The sequence below is a fragment of the Sphingobacterium sp. LZ7M1 genome, assembly GCF_024296865.1.
Lineage (GTDB): Bacteria > Bacteroidota > Bacteroidia > Sphingobacteriales > Sphingobacteriaceae > Sphingobacterium.
The window spans coordinates 233,482-249,032 of sequence record NZ_CP101134.1; the positions used below are offsets into that span (position 1 = coordinate 233,482).

Consider the following 15,551-nt stretch of genomic DNA (forward strand, 5'->3'; position numbering starts at 1 on the left):
TTTGTGTATTAAATTGTTAGAAAGCCTATTTCTTTGCCTTATAAGCATCAATTGCCGATTGCAGATATGCTCTGTAGCTTTCGATGTTATAGTTGGCACCACTGGTAGGAACCAATAGTTCTTCATTGTTATCTAACATTGCGTATAACGGTTGTGAGTTTGAGTTGAATTTAGAAATCTGGAAATCCGTGTTCTTTCTGCCGACGGTGTTGATTTTCTTGCCTGTAGTTTCAGAAACGAACTGTTCAGCTTCAGGTAATTTCAAATCGTAGTCATCCACATAAAGTTCGGCAAGGATAAAGTTTTCATTGATCATTTGCTTGATCCCTGGGTCAGACCATACGTCAGCTTCCATTTTTCTACAGTTTACACAGTTCCAGCCTGTAAAGTCTACCAATAAAGGTTTGTCCTGCGCTTTTGCTGCGGCTAATGCTTCATCGTAATCATAATATGGATCCATTCCCTTGATTGTAGCACGATCATGGAAGTGGTTGAAATATTTACGGCTTGTGGCATCTGCTGAAATAGCATGTCCTCCTCCAGTTTGTGTTCCAGCGGAGATGTCAAAATCCTGCGTACCGATGGGAGGTAAGAAAGCGGCGATTGATTTCAATGGCGCTCCCCACATGCCTGGGATCATATAGACCACAAAAGAAAAGACCAGGATGGAAATGACCGTCCTCGGAACGGACATGTATTTTAGATCGCTATCATGTGCAAACTTGATCTTTCCAATTAGGTATAGTCCCATCAATCCAAAGATCACGATCCACAATGCCAGGAATACCTCGCGGTCAAGGAATTGCCAGTTGTAAGCTAGGTCGACATTTGAAAGGAATTTCAAAGCCAGGGCCAATTCCAAGAAACCAAGTACCACCTTTACGCTATTTAACCAACCGCCAGATTTGGGCATGGATTTCAATAGGGCAGGGAACATGGCAAACAATACAAATGGAATCGCCAATGCGAATGAAAATCCAAACATGGCAATGGCAGGGCCTAAGCGGTCGCCTTTAACGGCAGCATTTACCAATACCGTTCCGATGATCGGACCGGTACAAGAAAAGGATACCACGGCTAAACTGGCTGCCATAAAGAAGTAGCCGATCATACCACCTTTGTCGGATTTTTCATCGATCTTATTGACAAATTTGCTCGGCAAGGTGATTTCAAATGCTCCAAAGAATGATGCTGCAAAGAAGACGAGCATCAAGAAAAAGAAGAAGTTGAACACCCCATTGGTCGAAAGGGCGTTAAGCGCCTCAGGACCGAATGCGATGGTAATCAGCATTCCTAAAGCCACATAGATTACAATGATAAACAAGCCATAGGTTAGGGCTTGGGATACTGCCTGTAATTTAGAGGCTGATTTTTTCGTGAAGAAACTAACGGTCAAAGGAACCATCGGGAAGATACAAGGCATCAAGAATGCCAGGAAACCACCTAGGAGCCCTTCGATGAAAATCCCCCATAGGGAAGTGCTTTCGGATTGTCCGTCTGAAGATACGACCGTTGGACTAACTGCTGTGCTATCCGTCGCAGATGCAGAAGTGTCGGTTCCATCGGAAAACTCTACATCACCAAAGTCCGTGATCAAGCTATCGCCCGAACTGCTTTCTTCTTGGCCAGAGCTAAATTCAACGTCTTCAATATTGATAAGTGTATCTTGGGAAATTCCTTTTAGGGGAGTTATTGCTATAAGAAATAGCCAACTTAAGGCTATTAAGGCATTTTTTAAGCTAAACATATTTGATTATTATCGGGATAAATTAAGAAAAAGGCAGGGGTTATCCTGCCTTTTGGTTTCTTTCTTTATTGATTTGTTACTTGATTGTAACTGCAAATTCGTACTCATCTGGTGGTAAACAACGCTCTTTATCACAAGCCATAAATGTTGCTACACCTTTAACCGTAGTTGGTTTGTTGTTTGCCAATTTTACTTTTTGTTGGAATACAACTTCTCCGTTATAGTAAGGGACATTCATTTTGAACACGTCCTCAAACTTCGTTTTTGGCTCTTTAGCTGCTGGTTTTCCAGTGATCTTTGCTCCATTTGCAGGAGTAAAGGTAAATGAAGTAGAAATTGGGCCTCCGGAAGGTACGTTCAATCCGTAAATATGCCAGCCTTGTTCTACATTGGCTTTTAATAAGATAACAGCTTCATTGTTAGGAAGTTTCTTAAAGCCTACTGACCATTTTACAGGGTTTACCACCTGAGCAAATGTCCCAGATACGGCAAACACTAAAAATGCAATTAATAGATTTATTTTTTTCATAAATAACCGTTTTATTCTTATGTATGACTAATTTATGTCCATAAAGTTTAATTCAAAGTTAGTATTATCTCCAATATTTAATGTAGATGTAATGATTTTATTGCATTATAAATACAACTTCCTTGAAATAATAACGACGCTCTTCATCTTCGACATTCAGGATTAATCCGCCGTTTTCTTCCACCCTGAGTAAGGTGGCCTCAAAAACCTGATTATGGGCGGCATATTTTGCGGGCTCTCCCCGTCTGAATAGCTGTTGGTTATATGTTTGCAATAGATCCGCATCTGTTATCTTATTGGATCGATACTCTTCCACTCTTTGCTGAATTTGTAACAAGAGGTTAATACATGCTGTTTTTAGGTCAGGAATAAAAAGCCCGGTCTCATTAAATATAGAACTGGCGCTGTCCATGAGCTCGCCAAAAAATTGCTTTTGGTTGACATTCACGCCGATGCCTATTACTGACTGCTTGATTTCACGGCTATTGCTGCTGTTTTCTATTAAGATTCCTGTTACCTTTTTATCTCCTAACATGATATCATTTGGCCATTTGATACTGGCCTTGACCGAAAGGGATTTTAGCCAATCGACTATTCCCAGGCTGATTAACATGTTCAGTATGAAGTGTTTTTGAAGATTTAGGAAGGTTGGGTACAGGACGAAACTGAAGGTGATATTGCTGTTTGGTTCGGATAACCAAGAGTTATCGCGTTGACCACGGCCTTGGGTCTGGTTTTTTGCCATAATGGCAGTCCATTCGGCTAGTGGCTTGAAATTTGACAATTGAGATTTCAAATAATCATTGGTAGAGCCGATCTCGTCCAAAACAATTAGTGTTTGGCGTAGTGATTCTCCCGAAAATGTGTTATTTTGCAAAAGATATTATATTAAAAAATAGTTTGAAACAATTTATTAGTCAAAAGTATAATAAATCTTAATGAGTAAAAACAAAAAATCTTTGTTGTCAGAGAAGCTAGCAGATGTGGTGATCCATGGGATGCAGGAGAAAAAAGGCAACGAAATCGTGAGGATGGATATGCGAGAGGTGAACGGCACCTTGTCTGACTATTTTGTAATCTGCCATGCTGATTCTACGGTTCAAGTAAACGCGATAGCCAAGAGCGTTGAAGATGAAGTTTATAAAGCATTTGGCCAAGACCCATGGCATAAAGAAGGCCAGGGCAACGGCGAATGGATTCTGCTTGATTTTATCGATGTAGTAGTTCATATCTTTAAAACAGATAAGCGGGAGCATTATAGGATAGAGGACCTGTGGGGGGATGCGCACATGAGCAAATACCAGAGCGCATAATAATTGTTGTGAAACGTAGAATAAGAGTAATAAATGAAGAAAGTTCCGAGTAAGAAGATTACGCCAATGCCACCGAAATTTAATATGATCTGGCTTTGGATTGCGATGATCGTAGGGTTTTTTGGACTTCAATACTTGTTTAGTGGAGAGTCATCGAAGAAAATTACCTACAAGGAGTTCGAACAAACCATGCTTATCCCTGGGGATGTTGAAAAGCTCGTTGCCTATAAAAGCAATGACCTGATCGATGTCGAAGTTTATATAAAAAGCGATAGATTAGACCAAGAGAAATACAAAAACATTTCCAGTAGTCCTAACAACCTATCTTTTTCTAATTCGACAGGACCCCAATTTCAATTTACAGAACCATCAGCAGAGATTCTTGAGCAGAAGTTAAAAGCTTCTCAAGACAGTTTGGCAGTTGGTCAACCAAAAATTGGTGTGACCTATGAAGATAGAACCAATCCATGGGCAGGATGGTTTATTTCATTCATGTTGCCATTGCTGATCATTGTTGTGATTTGGATCTTCCTGATGCGCCGTATGAACGGTGGAGCAGGAGCTGGTGGAGGTGCCATTTTTAATATTGGTAAATCCAAAGCCCAATTGTTTGACAAAGAATCGCAGATCAATATCACCTTTAATGATGTAGCCGGATTAGAAGAGGCTAAGGAAGAGGTGATGGAGATCGTGGATTTCCTAAAGAATCCTAAAAAATATACTGATTTGGGAGGTAAGATTCCGAAGGGAGCCTTATTGGTAGGCCCTCCGGGAACAGGTAAGACTTTATTGGCGAAAGCAGTAGCCGGTGAAGCACAAGTACCTTTCTTCTCCTTGTCAGGTTCAGACTTCGTAGAAATGTTTGTCGGAGTAGGTGCATCTCGTGTACGCGACTTGTTCAAACAGGCGAAGGAAAAGGCTCCATGTATCATCTTTATTGATGAGATTGATGCAATTGGTAGGGCCCGTGGAAAGAATTCCATTATGGGTGGGAATGATGAACGTGAGAATACATTGAACCAATTATTGGTGGAAATGGATGGTTTCGGTACCAACGTAGGGGTTATTATCCTTGCTGCAACCAACCGTCTGGATGTATTGGACTCGGCTTTATTGCGTCCGGGACGTTTCGATAGACAGATCTCTATCGACAAACCAGACTTGATAGGTCGTGAACAGATCTTTAATGTTCACTTGAAACCATTGAAACTTGCCGAAGAGGTAGATGCGAAGAAATTATCGGCGCAGACTCCTGGATTCGCAGGTGCTGAAATTGCCAACGTTTGTAATGAGGCCGCTTTGATCGCTGCACGTAAGAACAAAAAAGCAATTGAAATGCAAGACTTCCAAGATGCGATTGACCGTGTTATCGGTGGTCTGGAGAAAAAGAATAAGATTATCTCTCCTGAAGAGAAGAAAATCGTGGCTTACCACGAGGCTGGACATGCGATCGCAGGTTGGTTCTTGGAACACGCAGATCCTTTGGTTAAGGTATCTATCGTTCCTCGCGGTGTTGCTGCGTTAGGATATGCACAGTACCTTCCAAAAGAACAGTTCCTATACACTACCGAGCAATTGATTGACAGTATGTGTATGACCATGGGTGGTCGTGTTGCTGAGGATATCACATTTGGTAGAATCAGTACCGGTGCGCAGAACGACTTGGAACGTATTACTAAATTGGCCTATGCCATGACTGCGGTCTATGGTATGAACCATAAGGTAGGTAATGTTTCTTTCAGGGACAGTTCTGGCGATAGCCAATTCCAGAAACCTTATTCGGATCAAACAGCTGAGCTGATCGATGATGAAGTAAGGGTATTGATCTCCGAAGTTTACGACAGAACGAAGCAGTTGTTGTTGGATAAACAAGATGGCTTGGTGAAGATTGCTGAGAAACTATTGGAGAAAGAGATCTTGTTCCAGACTGATTTGGAAGAGATCTTAGGAAAACGCCCTTTCAGCAATAAAACGACTTATGACGAGTTTGTCAATGGCGGTGCTGATGGTGGTGGGGTTCCACAGACTGATTTGCCGATTCCTACAACCGATAGAGAAGAAGTTCAATCGTCTAACGAGGAGCCGAAACAATTAGATTCAGAATAAAAATTATTAAAATAAAGTAACAGACAGGACTTTCAGTCCTGTTTGTTTTTATATTATGAATATCAGGAATACGACAGCGAAAGAGAAAATGCTGAAGAAAATTCGGCAGGCACTTCTTCAAAAAAGGGAGAACCCTCATCCTATGTTTGAAGAAACGGCTTTGTACAAAGATGAGGAAGATTCATTGGATGTGACTTTTGCTAGGGAATTCACCCAGATGTCCGGTAAATTTATTTACTGCGATGGGGAAATCAACCTGATCGAAAACCTGATTATCCTGGTGGAAAAGATCAATATCAGTAAGATCTTTGTTTGGGAGAAGCCGCTTCAACAGATGTTGGATCAATACGGATTCCCTTTCCGGAAGTCGCAGCAGGCTTTGGATGAAATTGAAGCAAGTATCACTACCTGTGAGTCTTTGATTGCCAGAAATGGAAGCATCATGATCTCCAATGCATCAGAGTCAGGCCGTAGACTGAGCGTATACCCTCCAGTACATATTGTCATTGCCAGGACTTCCCAATTGGTTATGGATGTTAAACATGCCATGGCTCAAATCAAGGAAAAGTATGGCGATGAACTACCAACCATGATTACCACCATTACAGGGCCAAGTCGAACCGCTGATATCGAGAAGAGATTGGTGTTAGGCGCACATGGACCTAAAGAGCTCTATTTATTTTTACTAGAAGACCGTTTTTAGATGATACTACATTCCCTTACCGCTACTCCTGTGGCTAGTTTGATTTTTGCCCTTACTATCGGTTTAAGTATTTATGTCTTTTCTAATCCGCAGTGGTTTGGAAAACTGATGTTACATCCCTATTCGGTTTCTCGAGATAAAAGTAAATGGTACCTGATCCTGACCAGTGGATTGATCCATAAGGATTGGATGCACCTGATCTTTAATATGATCACCTTCTATTACTTTGGATTTGGACTTGAGCAGATCTTTGTAGAAATCAGTGGTCCTATGGGGCACTTATTATTCGCCTTGCTCTATATTATATCATTGATCTTGAGCGATATCCCTACGGTCATTCGCCAAAAAGATAATTATGGCTACCATAGCCTGGGAGCATCTGGCGCAATCAGTGCCGTGCTGTTCAGTTATATTCTCTTCAATCCAAAGATGATGCTTGGTATCTTTATGATTATTCCAATGCCAGCCTATATTTTCGCTTTTGTGTATTTGGGATATTGTATCTGGGCTTCCAAGAATTCTAACGATGGAATCAACCATGATGCTCACTTGTTTGGGGCTCTAACGGGATTGCTGTTTACCATAATTGCCTATCCTTGGATCATTAAACATTTTATAGCACAGTTCTAAGGGTTTCTTTTACATGTTGTCCATCAATAGGACATTAAACTTGTGCCCATCAGGATCTGAGAATGCAAATCCATAATAGTTGTTTTCATCTCTTATAAGCGGTTGGATAATCTGTCCGCCAGCCTCCTTTACCATCCCTTCGAATTCCTGTACTTCTTTCTCCGTATCAGCCGAAAGTGTAAAAATAATACCATCGGTATTGGTTCCTGATGGGATATATTTGTCAATTTGACCGGTCCCATCCTCGAAAAAATGTATGACAAAATTGTTCTCTCCAAAAAAGAAGCTGGCCAATTTAAGGTCCGTGCTTTTGGGAGGGGTATTGGATACAAAGCCTAGCCTGCTATAGAATTCATGCGTGCGTTTTGCGGACTTAACACTATAATTTGCCCATATAAGTTTTGGATTCATGGTTATGTTTTATTTAGGAACACATGGGAGGATTTTTCGTTTTTCACTATCCTAAATTCTTGTCATAGGGCAAGTTTTAGAAAGGATTAATCTGATAAATTAGATCATTAAATAAAAGAAGCTATGAAAGATACATTGGAAGCTAAGGTAAAGGTAAAAGGGAGTAAGGAGAAAGTTTGGGAGCTGTGGACAAAAGAGGAGTATGTAAAGATATGGAACGTTCCATTCCAGGATTGGCATTGTCCCAAGGTAATCAATGACATGCGAACAGGTGGGACTTTTGATTTCAGAATGGAAAAAAAAGATGGTTCGGAAGGATTTAATTATAAGGGCGGCTATACTTTGGTCATTCCATTTGATCGGATTGAGCTCTTGCAGGTGAATGGCCGGAAGTCGACAGTGCATTTCACGGAGCAGGACGGGGATACTACTGTCATAGAGCAATTTGAACCAGAAGAAAATACCGAACTAAGATTGCAACAAGAGTTTTGTCAATCCGTTTTGGACAAGTTTAAGGCTTTTGCGGAAGGGAATCTAAAGGGGTAGGCTGGATTGGCCTAGCCCGTCCAATTTTCTCTATCCAAACTTCTTAACTGAATGGCTTCAGCTAGATGTTCATTACTGATTTCGATAGCTCCTTCGAGGTCAGCTATGGTCCTAGCCACCTTTAGGATTCGGTCATAGGATCTCGCTGAGAGATTGAGCCTTTCCATCGCCATTTTAAGGAGCCGTCTGCCGCCTTCGTCAATAATGCAGGTTTCCTGGATATTCCTAGCTCTCATCTGGGCATTACTATGGATATTGGGTTGCTTTTTAAAACGCTGTTCTTGAATTTTACGAGCTTTGATGACCCTTTCCCGTACATCCTCACTTTTCTCAGCAGATTTATGGCTACTCAGTTCATTAAATTCGACTGGGGTGACTTCAATATGGATGTCTATCCTATCCAATAAAGGTCCGGAAATTTTACTGATGTATTTCTGTACAGCATAAGACCCACAGATACAACGTCTGCTGGGATGGTTGTAAAAGCCACATGGGCAGGGATTCATGGAAGCAATCAGCATAAAGCTGGCAGGGTAATCAACGCTGAACTTGGACCTTGAAATGGTAATAGACCTGGATTCCAAAGGCTGACGCATGACTTCAAGTACAGAACGCTTAAACTCCGGCAATTCATCCAGGAATAAAACCCCGTTATGCGCCAAGGAGATTTCTCCAGGCTGCGGATGCGACCCACCGCCAACAAGTGCGACATCGGAAATAGTATGATGAGGTGATCGGAAGGGACGGATGGTCATCAAAGAGGTTGAGCTAGGTAATTGACCTGAAACGGAATGTATCTTGGTGGTCTCGAGGGATTCATCAACGGTTAATGGTGGTAGGATTGTCGGCAACCTTTTCGCAAGCATCGTCTTTCCAGCTCCTGGAGGACCAATCAATATGACATTGTGACCTCCGGCAGCAGCGATTTCCAATGCCCTTTTAATGTTTTCCTGACCCTTGACGTCCGCAAAATCCAAATCGTAACTGTTCATCAGCTTCTTAAAGCGATCGTTGATATTTACAAGGGTGGGGATGATAGGCAGGGTTCCTTGTACAAACTGTACAGCTTCATTAAAGGAACTTATTCCATAGACCTCGATTCCAGCAACAATTGCAGCTTCTTCTGCGTTTTCTATGGGTAAGATGATACCATGAAAGCCATCTTGCTTTGCCTGAAGGGCGATTGATAAGACCCCTTTAACCGGATGTATCTTTCCGTCTAAAGATAATTCCCCAAGAATGACATATTTATTAAGACGGTCAGGGATAACTTGCCTTGAGGCTGCTAATACGCCCATTGCAATGGCTAGGTCATAGGAAGACCCTTCTTTGCGGATGTTGGCGGGAGCTAAATTGATGATGATCTTTTGCCGGGGCATATAGAAACCATTTGACAATATGGCGCTTTCTACTCTTTGAATACTTTCTTTGACAGCGTTGTCAGGAAGTCCGACGATATAGTAATTAATTCCTGGGGTAACATTGACTTCCACGGTTATGCTCGTTGCATTTATCCCGAAGACAGCACTGCAGTAGGTTTTTACCAACATTTTAACGATATTTAATATCACTAAAAGTAAATAAATTATGTATAAAACAAATGATGTTTGGTTAATGCTAACAATTTCTTAAATTTTACTGAATTACAATAGGTGTAATGTAGCCTGAAATTGACGGGATTGGCTAAATTTTTAATAAATAAAACGATTCGGTCTATTTTTTGTTATAATAGTATTAAATGAAATAGAAATTGGTTTAACAACTAAATTGCAGTATAAAATGAAGGATAACGGTAAAATTGTAACAGCGCTGTTGGCTGGACTAGCCGCAGGTGCAGTTTTAGGTATTATTTTCGCACCTGAAAAAGGAAGTGAGACTAGAGAGAAATTGAATGAATCATTAGCTGATTTAACGGATGCAATCAAAGAACGCGCAGAAGAACAATTCGATCAGTTGACTGATTTTAAAGATAAAATCGTTGCAGCGGTAAAATCTAAGCTAGGCAAAGCAGAAGACGCGATCGATGAAGAGATCGAAGAACACGCTTAGTGCTACAGAGCAAACCTTAGATTATTAAAAATTTTTAAATAATAGTTCCAGGACTATCTCCCGATAGTCTTGGAATCTATGATATGGAATTACGTGCATGGAAGAACAAAAATTTTCGTTTTCTGAAGTATTCGATAAATCTAAAGAATACATTGAGACCCAGATTGAATTAGCTAAACTGAAAGCGCTATCTAGATCCTCCAGGATCGTGGGCTCGCTGATTGTGGATGGCAGTAAGGTTTTATTGTCATTGCTGATTGTGTTTTTTGTTTCCCTGGCCTTAGGGTTCTATTTGGGGGAATTACTGGGGAGTTATTCCTTAGGGTTTTTAGCGACAGGAGGGATCTTTTTTGTTGTTCTGTTATTGATCAAGGCATTTGAGCCAAAGCTCGAAGAGAAGTTCATGAACATCTCCATTAAGCGCATTATGTCTAAGTGGGATGCCGATGATCATGACGATGAGATCGAAGAGATCAAGGAAGAGGTGCGTGAAGCCGTAAATGAAGTTGAGGAAGAATTAAAGGAAGAAAAAGAACGAGTTTAATCAGGATATGAGAACAAAGGTTACGAATTTTGATGAGTTGACAGCAGAGATTGCTCGCCTTAAGGTACAGAAAAAGGAGCAGGAAGCTTTTTTGTTGAATCAATACGAATTACTGAAACATAAGGTAGAAGCTCCGGCACGTATTGCGAATATGATCTTCAACCGTGTTCCTGGTGTTTCCACCGTAAAAGGGTTGTTTTCTGGAATCAGCCAAGTGACCAATAAGAACAACAAAGCGGATTGGTTGACCAAGACCCTGCAATTGGGACTTCCTTTAGTGTTAAACCGTACTTTATTGAAAAATGCAGGTTGGTTGAAGAGAGGTCTTGTGCTGTTCGGTTCCGAAACGGTGGCAAGCCAAGTGAACCAAAGCAAGATTACTGCGGTTATCGATAAGCTAACCTCTTTGATCAAACCAAAAAACAAGAAGAAGAAAAAGAAAAATGAAGAGCTAGTGGAAGCCGTTGCTGCGAACCCTATCCCTCCCAATCATCCTCCAATGATTACGGCAGAAGAAAGTGTTCAGGACAATGTATATGGTATTCCAAAGGACAGTGAAGCCTATTAATTGCTCTTAAGCTTCATTCTTTTTCAAGAAATCCCCATAAGCTAATTTAATGCCTTCTTTCAGGCTGGTCTTTGCTTTCCATCCTAAGCTGGTCAATTTGCTTACATCCATTAATTTTCTCGGAGTACCATCAGGTTTGCTGCTGTCGAACTCCAGTTCACCTTGGAATCCTACGACCTCTTTAATCAATTCTGCAAGCTCGCGGATACTGATGTCTTCACCTACGCCTATATTCACAAACTGAAGGTCATTGTAGTTTTCCATCAGGAATACACAGGCGTCTGCCAAGTCATCTGCAAACATAAACTCACGCATAGGCTTTCCTGACCCCCAGATATTTACAGTAGGACTGTTGTTGACCTTTGCTTCATGAAACTTTCTGATCAAGGCCGGCAATACATGGGAGTTCTCAGGGTGATAGTTATCGTTGATGCCGTAAAGATTTGTAGGCATGACAGAGATGTAATTATCATCGTACTGCATTCGATAGGATTCGACCATTTTGATGCCCGCGATTTTGGCAATGGCGTATGGCTCATTGGTCGGTTCAAGCGTCCCGGTCAATAAATAATCTTCCTTCAAAGGTTGAGGAGCCATCTTTGGGTAGATGCAGCTCGAGCCAAGGAACATCAGCTTTTTGACATCATTTTCATGGGAATAATGGATGACATTGTTTTGGATGGCTAAGTTCTCATAGATAAAATCAGCTCTATAGACATTATTGGCCATGATGCCTCCAACTTTGGCAGCTGCAAGGAAAACATACTCGGGTTTTTCAGTTTCAAAGAATTCTTTAACGGCCTGTTGGTCACGAAGGTCCAATTCCTTGGAAGTCCTAACTATGATATTTTCAAAACCTAACTCTTTTAACTTGCGGTAAATAGCCGATCCGACCATACCTCTATGCCCTGCTACGTAAATTTTCGCTTGTTTTTCCACCTGAAGTATTATTTATACAAATATAAGGTTAATTTTGCGACTTAATTATCAGCTATGGGTAAGGATAAACTAAGAAAATTCGCTGAAGTATCCACTTTTAAGAATGTGGTACAGCTGGATGCAGGAAAAGAATATAAGGGTAAATGGGCAAAGGATTTCTTCCAGAATGAGAAGCCTTTGATCTTGGAGTTGGCGTGCGGTAAGGGTGAATACACCGTAAACCTTGCGAAATTGTTTCCTGAAAAGAATTTTATTGGTATTGACTATAAAGGGAACAGGATCTGGCGTGGTGCTAAGACTGCCCTAGAAGAAGGCATTGATAATGTTGGTTTTCTGAGGATTCAGATCGAGACCATCTTGGAACATTTTGAAAAGGGAGAAGTCTCTGAGATCTGGATTACCTTCCCTGACCCGCAACCTCAGGATAGCCGTGAAAAGAAGCGCTTGACAAATCCGGTATTTTTGGAAAGATATAAAGAGATCCTGGTGCCAGAGGGTATCATGCACCTTAAAACGGATAACGATGGCTTCTTCGCTTATACATTGGAGCAAATCGACCTACAGGGCTTGCCAAAACTGAAGGAAACCAAAGACCTATATCATTCAGATTTAGTGGATGAGGTGCTGTCCATCAAGACCTACTATGAGAAAAAGTATTTGGCGGAAGATAAAAACATCAATTACGTGCAATGGAAATTCGCAAAATCATAGCGAATTAAGAATGATTTCGTAAATTCATTTATTATGAAAAGAATTTACCTAATCTGCCTTTTATTAAGTTATCAGTTTGCATCAGCACAAGATAATCTGAAAACCGACTTCCAGCGTATTTATGAAGATATCAATACCAATTCGGAAGCCTATGAACGTTTAAAATACAGTACCGAAAACCTAGGACATCGCTTAACGGGTTCTGAACAGGGCAAGAAAGCCGAAGAGCATGTGTTCAACCTCCTGAAGTCCTATGGTTATGAGGTCCAATACCAACCGTTTTCCGCGCAGAGCTGGGCTCGTGAATCGTTGCACCTCAAGCTCAACAACAGCGAGGTGCCGACCGTTTCTTTGGCGCATTCTCCTGTCAAGGTCGATATCACCGCGGATTTAGTCGATCTAGGCAATGGGCTGGAGGCCGACTATCAAAAGGTTGGCGATCAAGTCAAAGGGAAAATTGCCTTGGTCTACCTGCACATTCTCCCTAATTCTGGAGAGAACCTAAAAAATCTACACCGTTCCGAAAAGACAGCCTTAGCTGAGAAATATGGTGCTAAAGGGATTGTATTTATCAACAGTGTCAAGGGCAATGTACTGCTGACTGGTACAGCTTCCATTACCGGGAAATTGATCGATATCCCAGCGATCTGTATCGGTTTGGAGGATGGTATGAAATGGAAAGAGACCTTAGCCAAAGAAAAGGTAAAGGCCGAAATCAATATGCGCAATAAGGCGGAGGAAGCAACGGCCAGGAATATTATTGTTTCCATTAAAGGTTCTGAGCTGCCCGAAGAAAAGATCGTTATTGGGGGCCACCTAGACAGTTGGGACCTAGCGACCGGAGCTATTGACAATGGTTTGGGATCCTATGCGATTATTGATATGGCAAGAACTTTCAAAAAGCTGAACCTAAAACCAAAGCGTTCCATTGATTTCGTCCTCTTTATGGGCGAGGAACAAGGTTTGTTAGGTTCAAAAGCCTATGTAGCTGAAGCCATCAAGAATGGGACCTTGGGTCAGATCAAATATATGTTGAACTTTGATATGACCAATGCGCCTACAGGATTCTCGACAAGTAGAGATGAAATGATGCCTTTATTGGACTCCTTTGGCGGAGTATATGCCGAAGTGGATACCGATTTTAAGAATAAAAATGCCTCAGGGGCAGGATTGCACAGCGATCACCAGCCATTTATGATGCAAGGGATCCCTACAGGATCTGCAACAGGAGGCAAGTTGCCTAACAATGCCGGCTTATATTACCATTCTGACAATGACGTTTTCAGCCTAGTGGATAAAAAGGGATTGGAGCAGACCGTGAAAGTAGGTGCAGCCTACCTATATGCCTTGGCCAATGCCAAAGCAATCCCAGCACAACGTTTTTCGGATGATGAAATTGTGAAATTCTTGGAATCTAAAGGGTTGAAAGAGCCTCTAATGATCTCAGGAGAATGGCGTTGGGGGAAATAATTAGATTAATGAACCCCCTGCCTGGATAAAGGTGTTTTTCTTTTCCATGAAAGCACCTTTATCTATCGCTTTTGTTGCCTTGGAAATAATGCTGGTCTTGAAACCTTCCGAAATAGCATCCATTGCCGTAAAGAATACGCAGAAGTCTGCCGCTAATCCACATACATGCACTTCGTCGATCTTTCTTGCCTTCAAGTAACCTGCCAGTCCCGTGTCTTTCCTTTTGCCGTTATCATAGAAACCGCTATAGCTATCAACTCTGGGGTCCATGCCTTTTCTAAAGATGGCCTCAATTCGGCTGCTATCTAGATCTTCAGATATCTGTGCGCCATAGCTTTCCTGCACGCAATGATCTGGCCATAGGACTTGTTCAAGGCCATCCAGATCAATGACCTCAAACGGCAATTTGCCTTCGTGTTTGCTAGCAAAGCTCAGGTGTTCTTGGGGGTGCCAATCCTGCGTTGCAACCACTAAATCGTAATCTTTTTGGATACTGTTTATAATAGGGAGGATTTCATCGCCTTTAGCTACTTCCAATGATCCGCCCGGTAAAAAATCGTATTGAACATCTACAATAATCAGTGCCTTCATAGTTCTAATGTAATAAAAATTAATCGACCGACAGCATATAACCAACTCCACGGATATTGCTGATCTTGATCCGTTCATCCTGAGCGAGGTATTTCCGGATGCGGCTGATGAACACATCCAAGCTACGACCGGTGAAATACGTGTCATTGCTCCAATAGGTACGGATAATTTCGTCTCGCGGGACAACCTTATCCTTGTTTTCGATCAGTCTCTTCAGCAGTTCAGATTCCCTATAGGAGAGCTTTTCGGTGGAATCCCCAATGCTGAGGGTGTTTTTTGCACTATCGAGGGTGTAATTTCCGAGAATCAATTTGCTAGGGGACATGCTTTGTCCCACCTTTTTGAGCGCAGCCTCGATCCGGACAATCAGTTCCTCGATTTTAAAAGGTTTCCGAATATAGTCGTTAGCTCCTAATTTAAAGCCCTTGACCACATCTTCCGTCTGCGTCATCGCAGTCAGGAAAATAATGGGTGTGAGGAGGTCGTTCTTCCTGATCTCCTTTGCCGTCGTGAATCCATCCATGATAGGCATCATCACATCCAATACAATAATATCCGGTTTGTACTTGTTATGGAATACAATAGCCTGCTGTCCATTCAGCACATGCCGAACTTCAAAACCATGTTCCTCCAAACTGTCAGAAACAATCATGGCCAGGCTTTCCTCGTCTTCTACATATAAGATGTTTGTCAT

18 protein-coding genes are annotated in these 15,551 nt (G+C 41.6%); 10 read left to right on the forward strand and 8 right to left on the reverse strand.

What is annotated here, in order from left to right:
* Positions 1-25 precede the first annotated feature (25 nt).
* The 3 genes from NMK93_RS00985 to NMK93_RS00995 all read right to left on the reverse strand — a co-directional run bounded on the left by NMK93_RS00985 (position 26) and on the right by NMK93_RS00995 (position 3,153).
* Positions 26-1,747, reverse strand: a complete 1,722-nt coding sequence (locus NMK93_RS00985; RefSeq protein WP_254526632.1) for a protein-disulfide reductase DsbD — start codon at positions 1,745-1,747, stop codon at positions 26-28.
* 76 nt (positions 1,748-1,823) lie between these two features.
* Entirely contained in the window at positions 1,824-2,276 is a 453-nt protein-coding gene (locus tag NMK93_RS00990) for a protein-disulfide reductase DsbD domain-containing protein (protein ID WP_185212938.1), read from the reverse strand.
* Between the two features lie 97 nt (positions 2,277-2,373).
* A complete protein-coding gene (locus tag NMK93_RS00995; protein WP_254526631.1) occupies positions 2,374-3,153 on the reverse strand; it encodes a biotin--[acetyl-CoA-carboxylase] ligase in 780 nt (259 codons plus the stop codon).
* A gap of 61 nt (positions 3,154-3,214) precedes the next feature.
* Here NMK93_RS00995 and rsfS point away from each other — a divergent pair, with 61 nt between their 5' ends.
* The 4 genes from rsfS to NMK93_RS01015 are packed head-to-tail and all read left to right on the forward strand — an operon-like array spanning position 3,215 to position 7,028.
* Positions 3,215-3,589, forward strand: a complete 375-nt coding sequence (gene rsfS / locus NMK93_RS01000) for a ribosome silencing factor (protein WP_093101305.1) — start codon at positions 3,215-3,217, stop codon at positions 3,587-3,589.
* A 33-nt stretch (positions 3,590-3,622) separates the two neighbouring features.
* Complete coding sequence (gene ftsH / locus NMK93_RS01005) at positions 3,623-5,695, forward strand: ATP-dependent zinc metalloprotease FtsH (RefSeq protein ID WP_254526630.1); 2,073 nt, start codon at positions 3,623-3,625, stop codon at positions 5,693-5,695.
* Between the two features lie 55 nt (positions 5,696-5,750).
* The gene (locus NMK93_RS01010) at positions 5,751-6,398 is read left to right on the forward strand and encodes an LUD domain-containing protein (RefSeq protein ID WP_254526629.1); all 648 of its coding nucleotides are present in this window, start codon (positions 5,751-5,753) and stop codon (positions 6,396-6,398) included.
* Positions 6,399-7,028: a rhomboid family intramembrane serine protease gene (locus tag NMK93_RS01015; RefSeq protein ID WP_185212942.1), complete on the forward strand. Its 630-nt coding sequence runs from the start codon at positions 6,399-6,401 to the stop codon at positions 7,026-7,028.
* A gap of 9 nt (positions 7,029-7,037) precedes the next feature.
* On the opposite strand, the gene NMK93_RS01020 is transcribed toward NMK93_RS01015, so the two are convergent.
* Entirely contained in the window at positions 7,038-7,439 is a 402-nt protein-coding gene (locus NMK93_RS01020) for a VOC family protein (RefSeq protein ID WP_254526628.1), read from the reverse strand.
* A 123-nt stretch (positions 7,440-7,562) separates the two neighbouring features.
* Here NMK93_RS01020 and NMK93_RS01025 point away from each other — a divergent pair, with 123 nt between their 5' ends.
* Positions 7,563-7,985: an SRPBCC domain-containing protein gene (locus tag NMK93_RS01025; RefSeq protein ID WP_254526627.1), complete on the forward strand. Its 423-nt coding sequence runs from the start codon at positions 7,563-7,565 to the stop codon at positions 7,983-7,985.
* Between the two features lie 11 nt (positions 7,986-7,996).
* Here NMK93_RS01025 and NMK93_RS01030 read toward each other — a convergent pair whose 3' ends face one another.
* Entirely contained in the window at positions 7,997-9,535 is a 1,539-nt protein-coding gene (locus NMK93_RS01030) for a YifB family Mg chelatase-like AAA ATPase (RefSeq protein ID WP_254526626.1), read from the reverse strand.
* Between the two features lie 229 nt (positions 9,536-9,764).
* Here NMK93_RS01030 and NMK93_RS01035 point away from each other — a divergent pair, with 229 nt between their 5' ends.
* The 3 genes from NMK93_RS01035 to NMK93_RS01045 all read left to right on the forward strand — a co-directional run bounded on the left by NMK93_RS01035 (position 9,765) and on the right by NMK93_RS01045 (position 11,146).
* Positions 9,765-10,034 (forward strand): YtxH domain-containing protein, encoded by a 270-nt coding sequence (locus NMK93_RS01035; protein ID WP_093101163.1) that lies wholly within the window; start codon positions 9,765-9,767, stop codon positions 10,032-10,034.
* A 97-nt stretch (positions 10,035-10,131) separates the two neighbouring features.
* Entirely contained in the window at positions 10,132-10,578 is a 447-nt protein-coding gene (locus NMK93_RS01040) for a hypothetical protein (RefSeq protein ID WP_185212945.1), read from the forward strand.
* Positions 10,579-10,585: 7 nt separating this feature from the next.
* A complete protein-coding gene (locus NMK93_RS01045) occupies positions 10,586-11,146 on the forward strand; it encodes a hypothetical protein (RefSeq protein ID WP_254526625.1) in 561 nt (186 codons plus the stop codon).
* 6 nt (positions 11,147-11,152) lie between these two features.
* Here the strand turns inward: NMK93_RS01045 and NMK93_RS01050 are convergent, their stop codons facing one another.
* Entirely contained in the window at positions 11,153-12,085 is a 933-nt protein-coding gene (locus NMK93_RS01050; RefSeq protein ID WP_254526624.1) for a GDP-L-fucose synthase, read from the reverse strand.
* A gap of 54 nt (positions 12,086-12,139) precedes the next feature.
* On the opposite strand from NMK93_RS01050, the gene trmB reads away from it, so the two are divergent.
* Positions 12,140-12,796 (forward strand): tRNA (guanosine(46)-N7)-methyltransferase TrmB, encoded by a 657-nt coding sequence (gene trmB / locus NMK93_RS01055; protein ID WP_254526623.1) that lies wholly within the window; start codon positions 12,140-12,142, stop codon positions 12,794-12,796.
* A gap of 33 nt (positions 12,797-12,829) precedes the next feature.
* Positions 12,830-14,266 carry a M28 family peptidase gene (locus tag NMK93_RS01060; protein WP_185215807.1) on the forward strand — a complete coding sequence of 479 codons (1,437 nt, stop codon included), beginning with the start codon at positions 12,830-12,832 and terminating at the stop codon, positions 14,264-14,266.
* On the opposite strand, the gene pncA is transcribed toward NMK93_RS01060, so the two are convergent.
* Both pncA and NMK93_RS01070 read right to left on the reverse strand, forming a co-directional pair.
* Positions 14,267-14,857, reverse strand: coding sequence for a bifunctional nicotinamidase/pyrazinamidase (gene pncA / locus NMK93_RS01065; protein WP_254526622.1), 591 nt, complete (start codon positions 14,855-14,857; stop codon positions 14,267-14,269). It abuts the gene before it with no gap.
* A 19-nt stretch (positions 14,858-14,876) separates the two neighbouring features.
* A complete protein-coding gene (locus NMK93_RS01070; protein ID WP_254526621.1) occupies positions 14,877-15,551 on the reverse strand; it encodes a response regulator transcription factor in 675 nt (224 codons plus the stop codon).

Bases quoted from the DNA above. Each gene is read 5' to 3' on its own strand.
- NMK93_RS00985 (WP_254526632.1), bottom strand. From the start codon at position 1,747: ATGTTTAGCTTAAAAAATGCCTTAATAGCCTTAAGTTGGCTATTTCTT.
- NMK93_RS00990 (WP_185212938.1), bottom strand. From the start codon at position 2,276: ATGAAAAAAATAAATCTATTAATTGCATTTTTAGTGTTTGCCGTATCT.
- rsfS (WP_093101305.1), top strand. From the start codon at position 3,215: ATGAGTAAAAACAAAAAATCTTTGTTGTCAGAGAAGCTAGCAGATGTG.
- ftsH (WP_254526630.1), top strand. From the start codon at position 3,623: ATGAAGAAAGTTCCGAGTAAGAAGATTACGCCAATGCCACCGAAATTT.
- NMK93_RS01010 (WP_254526629.1), top strand. From the start codon at position 5,751: ATGAATATCAGGAATACGACAGCGAAAGAGAAAATGCTGAAGAAAATT.
- NMK93_RS01015 (WP_185212942.1), top strand. From the start codon at position 6,399: ATGATACTACATTCCCTTACCGCTACTCCTGTGGCTAGTTTGATTTTT.
- NMK93_RS01020 (WP_254526628.1), bottom strand. From the start codon at position 7,439: ATGAATCCAAAACTTATATGGGCAAATTATAGTGTTAAGTCCGCAAAA.
- NMK93_RS01025 (WP_254526627.1), top strand. From the start codon at position 7,563: ATGAAAGATACATTGGAAGCTAAGGTAAAGGTAAAAGGGAGTAAGGAG.
- NMK93_RS01030 (WP_254526626.1), bottom strand. From the start codon at position 9,535: ATGTTGGTAAAAACCTACTGCAGTGCTGTCTTCGGGATAAATGCAACG.
- NMK93_RS01035 (WP_093101163.1), top strand. From the start codon at position 9,765: ATGAAGGATAACGGTAAAATTGTAACAGCGCTGTTGGCTGGACTAGCC.
- NMK93_RS01040 (WP_185212945.1), top strand. From the start codon at position 10,132: ATGGAAGAACAAAAATTTTCGTTTTCTGAAGTATTCGATAAATCTAAA.
- NMK93_RS01045 (WP_254526625.1), top strand. From the start codon at position 10,586: ATGAGAACAAAGGTTACGAATTTTGATGAGTTGACAGCAGAGATTGCT.
- trmB (WP_254526623.1), top strand. From the start codon at position 12,140: ATGGGTAAGGATAAACTAAGAAAATTCGCTGAAGTATCCACTTTTAAG.
- NMK93_RS01060 (WP_185215807.1), top strand. From the start codon at position 12,830: ATGAAAAGAATTTACCTAATCTGCCTTTTATTAAGTTATCAGTTTGCA.
- pncA (WP_254526622.1), bottom strand. From the start codon at position 14,857: ATGAAGGCACTGATTATTGTAGATGTTCAATACGATTTTTTACCGGGC.
- NMK93_RS01070 (WP_254526621.1), bottom strand. From the start codon at position 15,551: ATGACAAACATCTTATATGTAGAAGACGAGGAAAGCCTGGCCATGATT.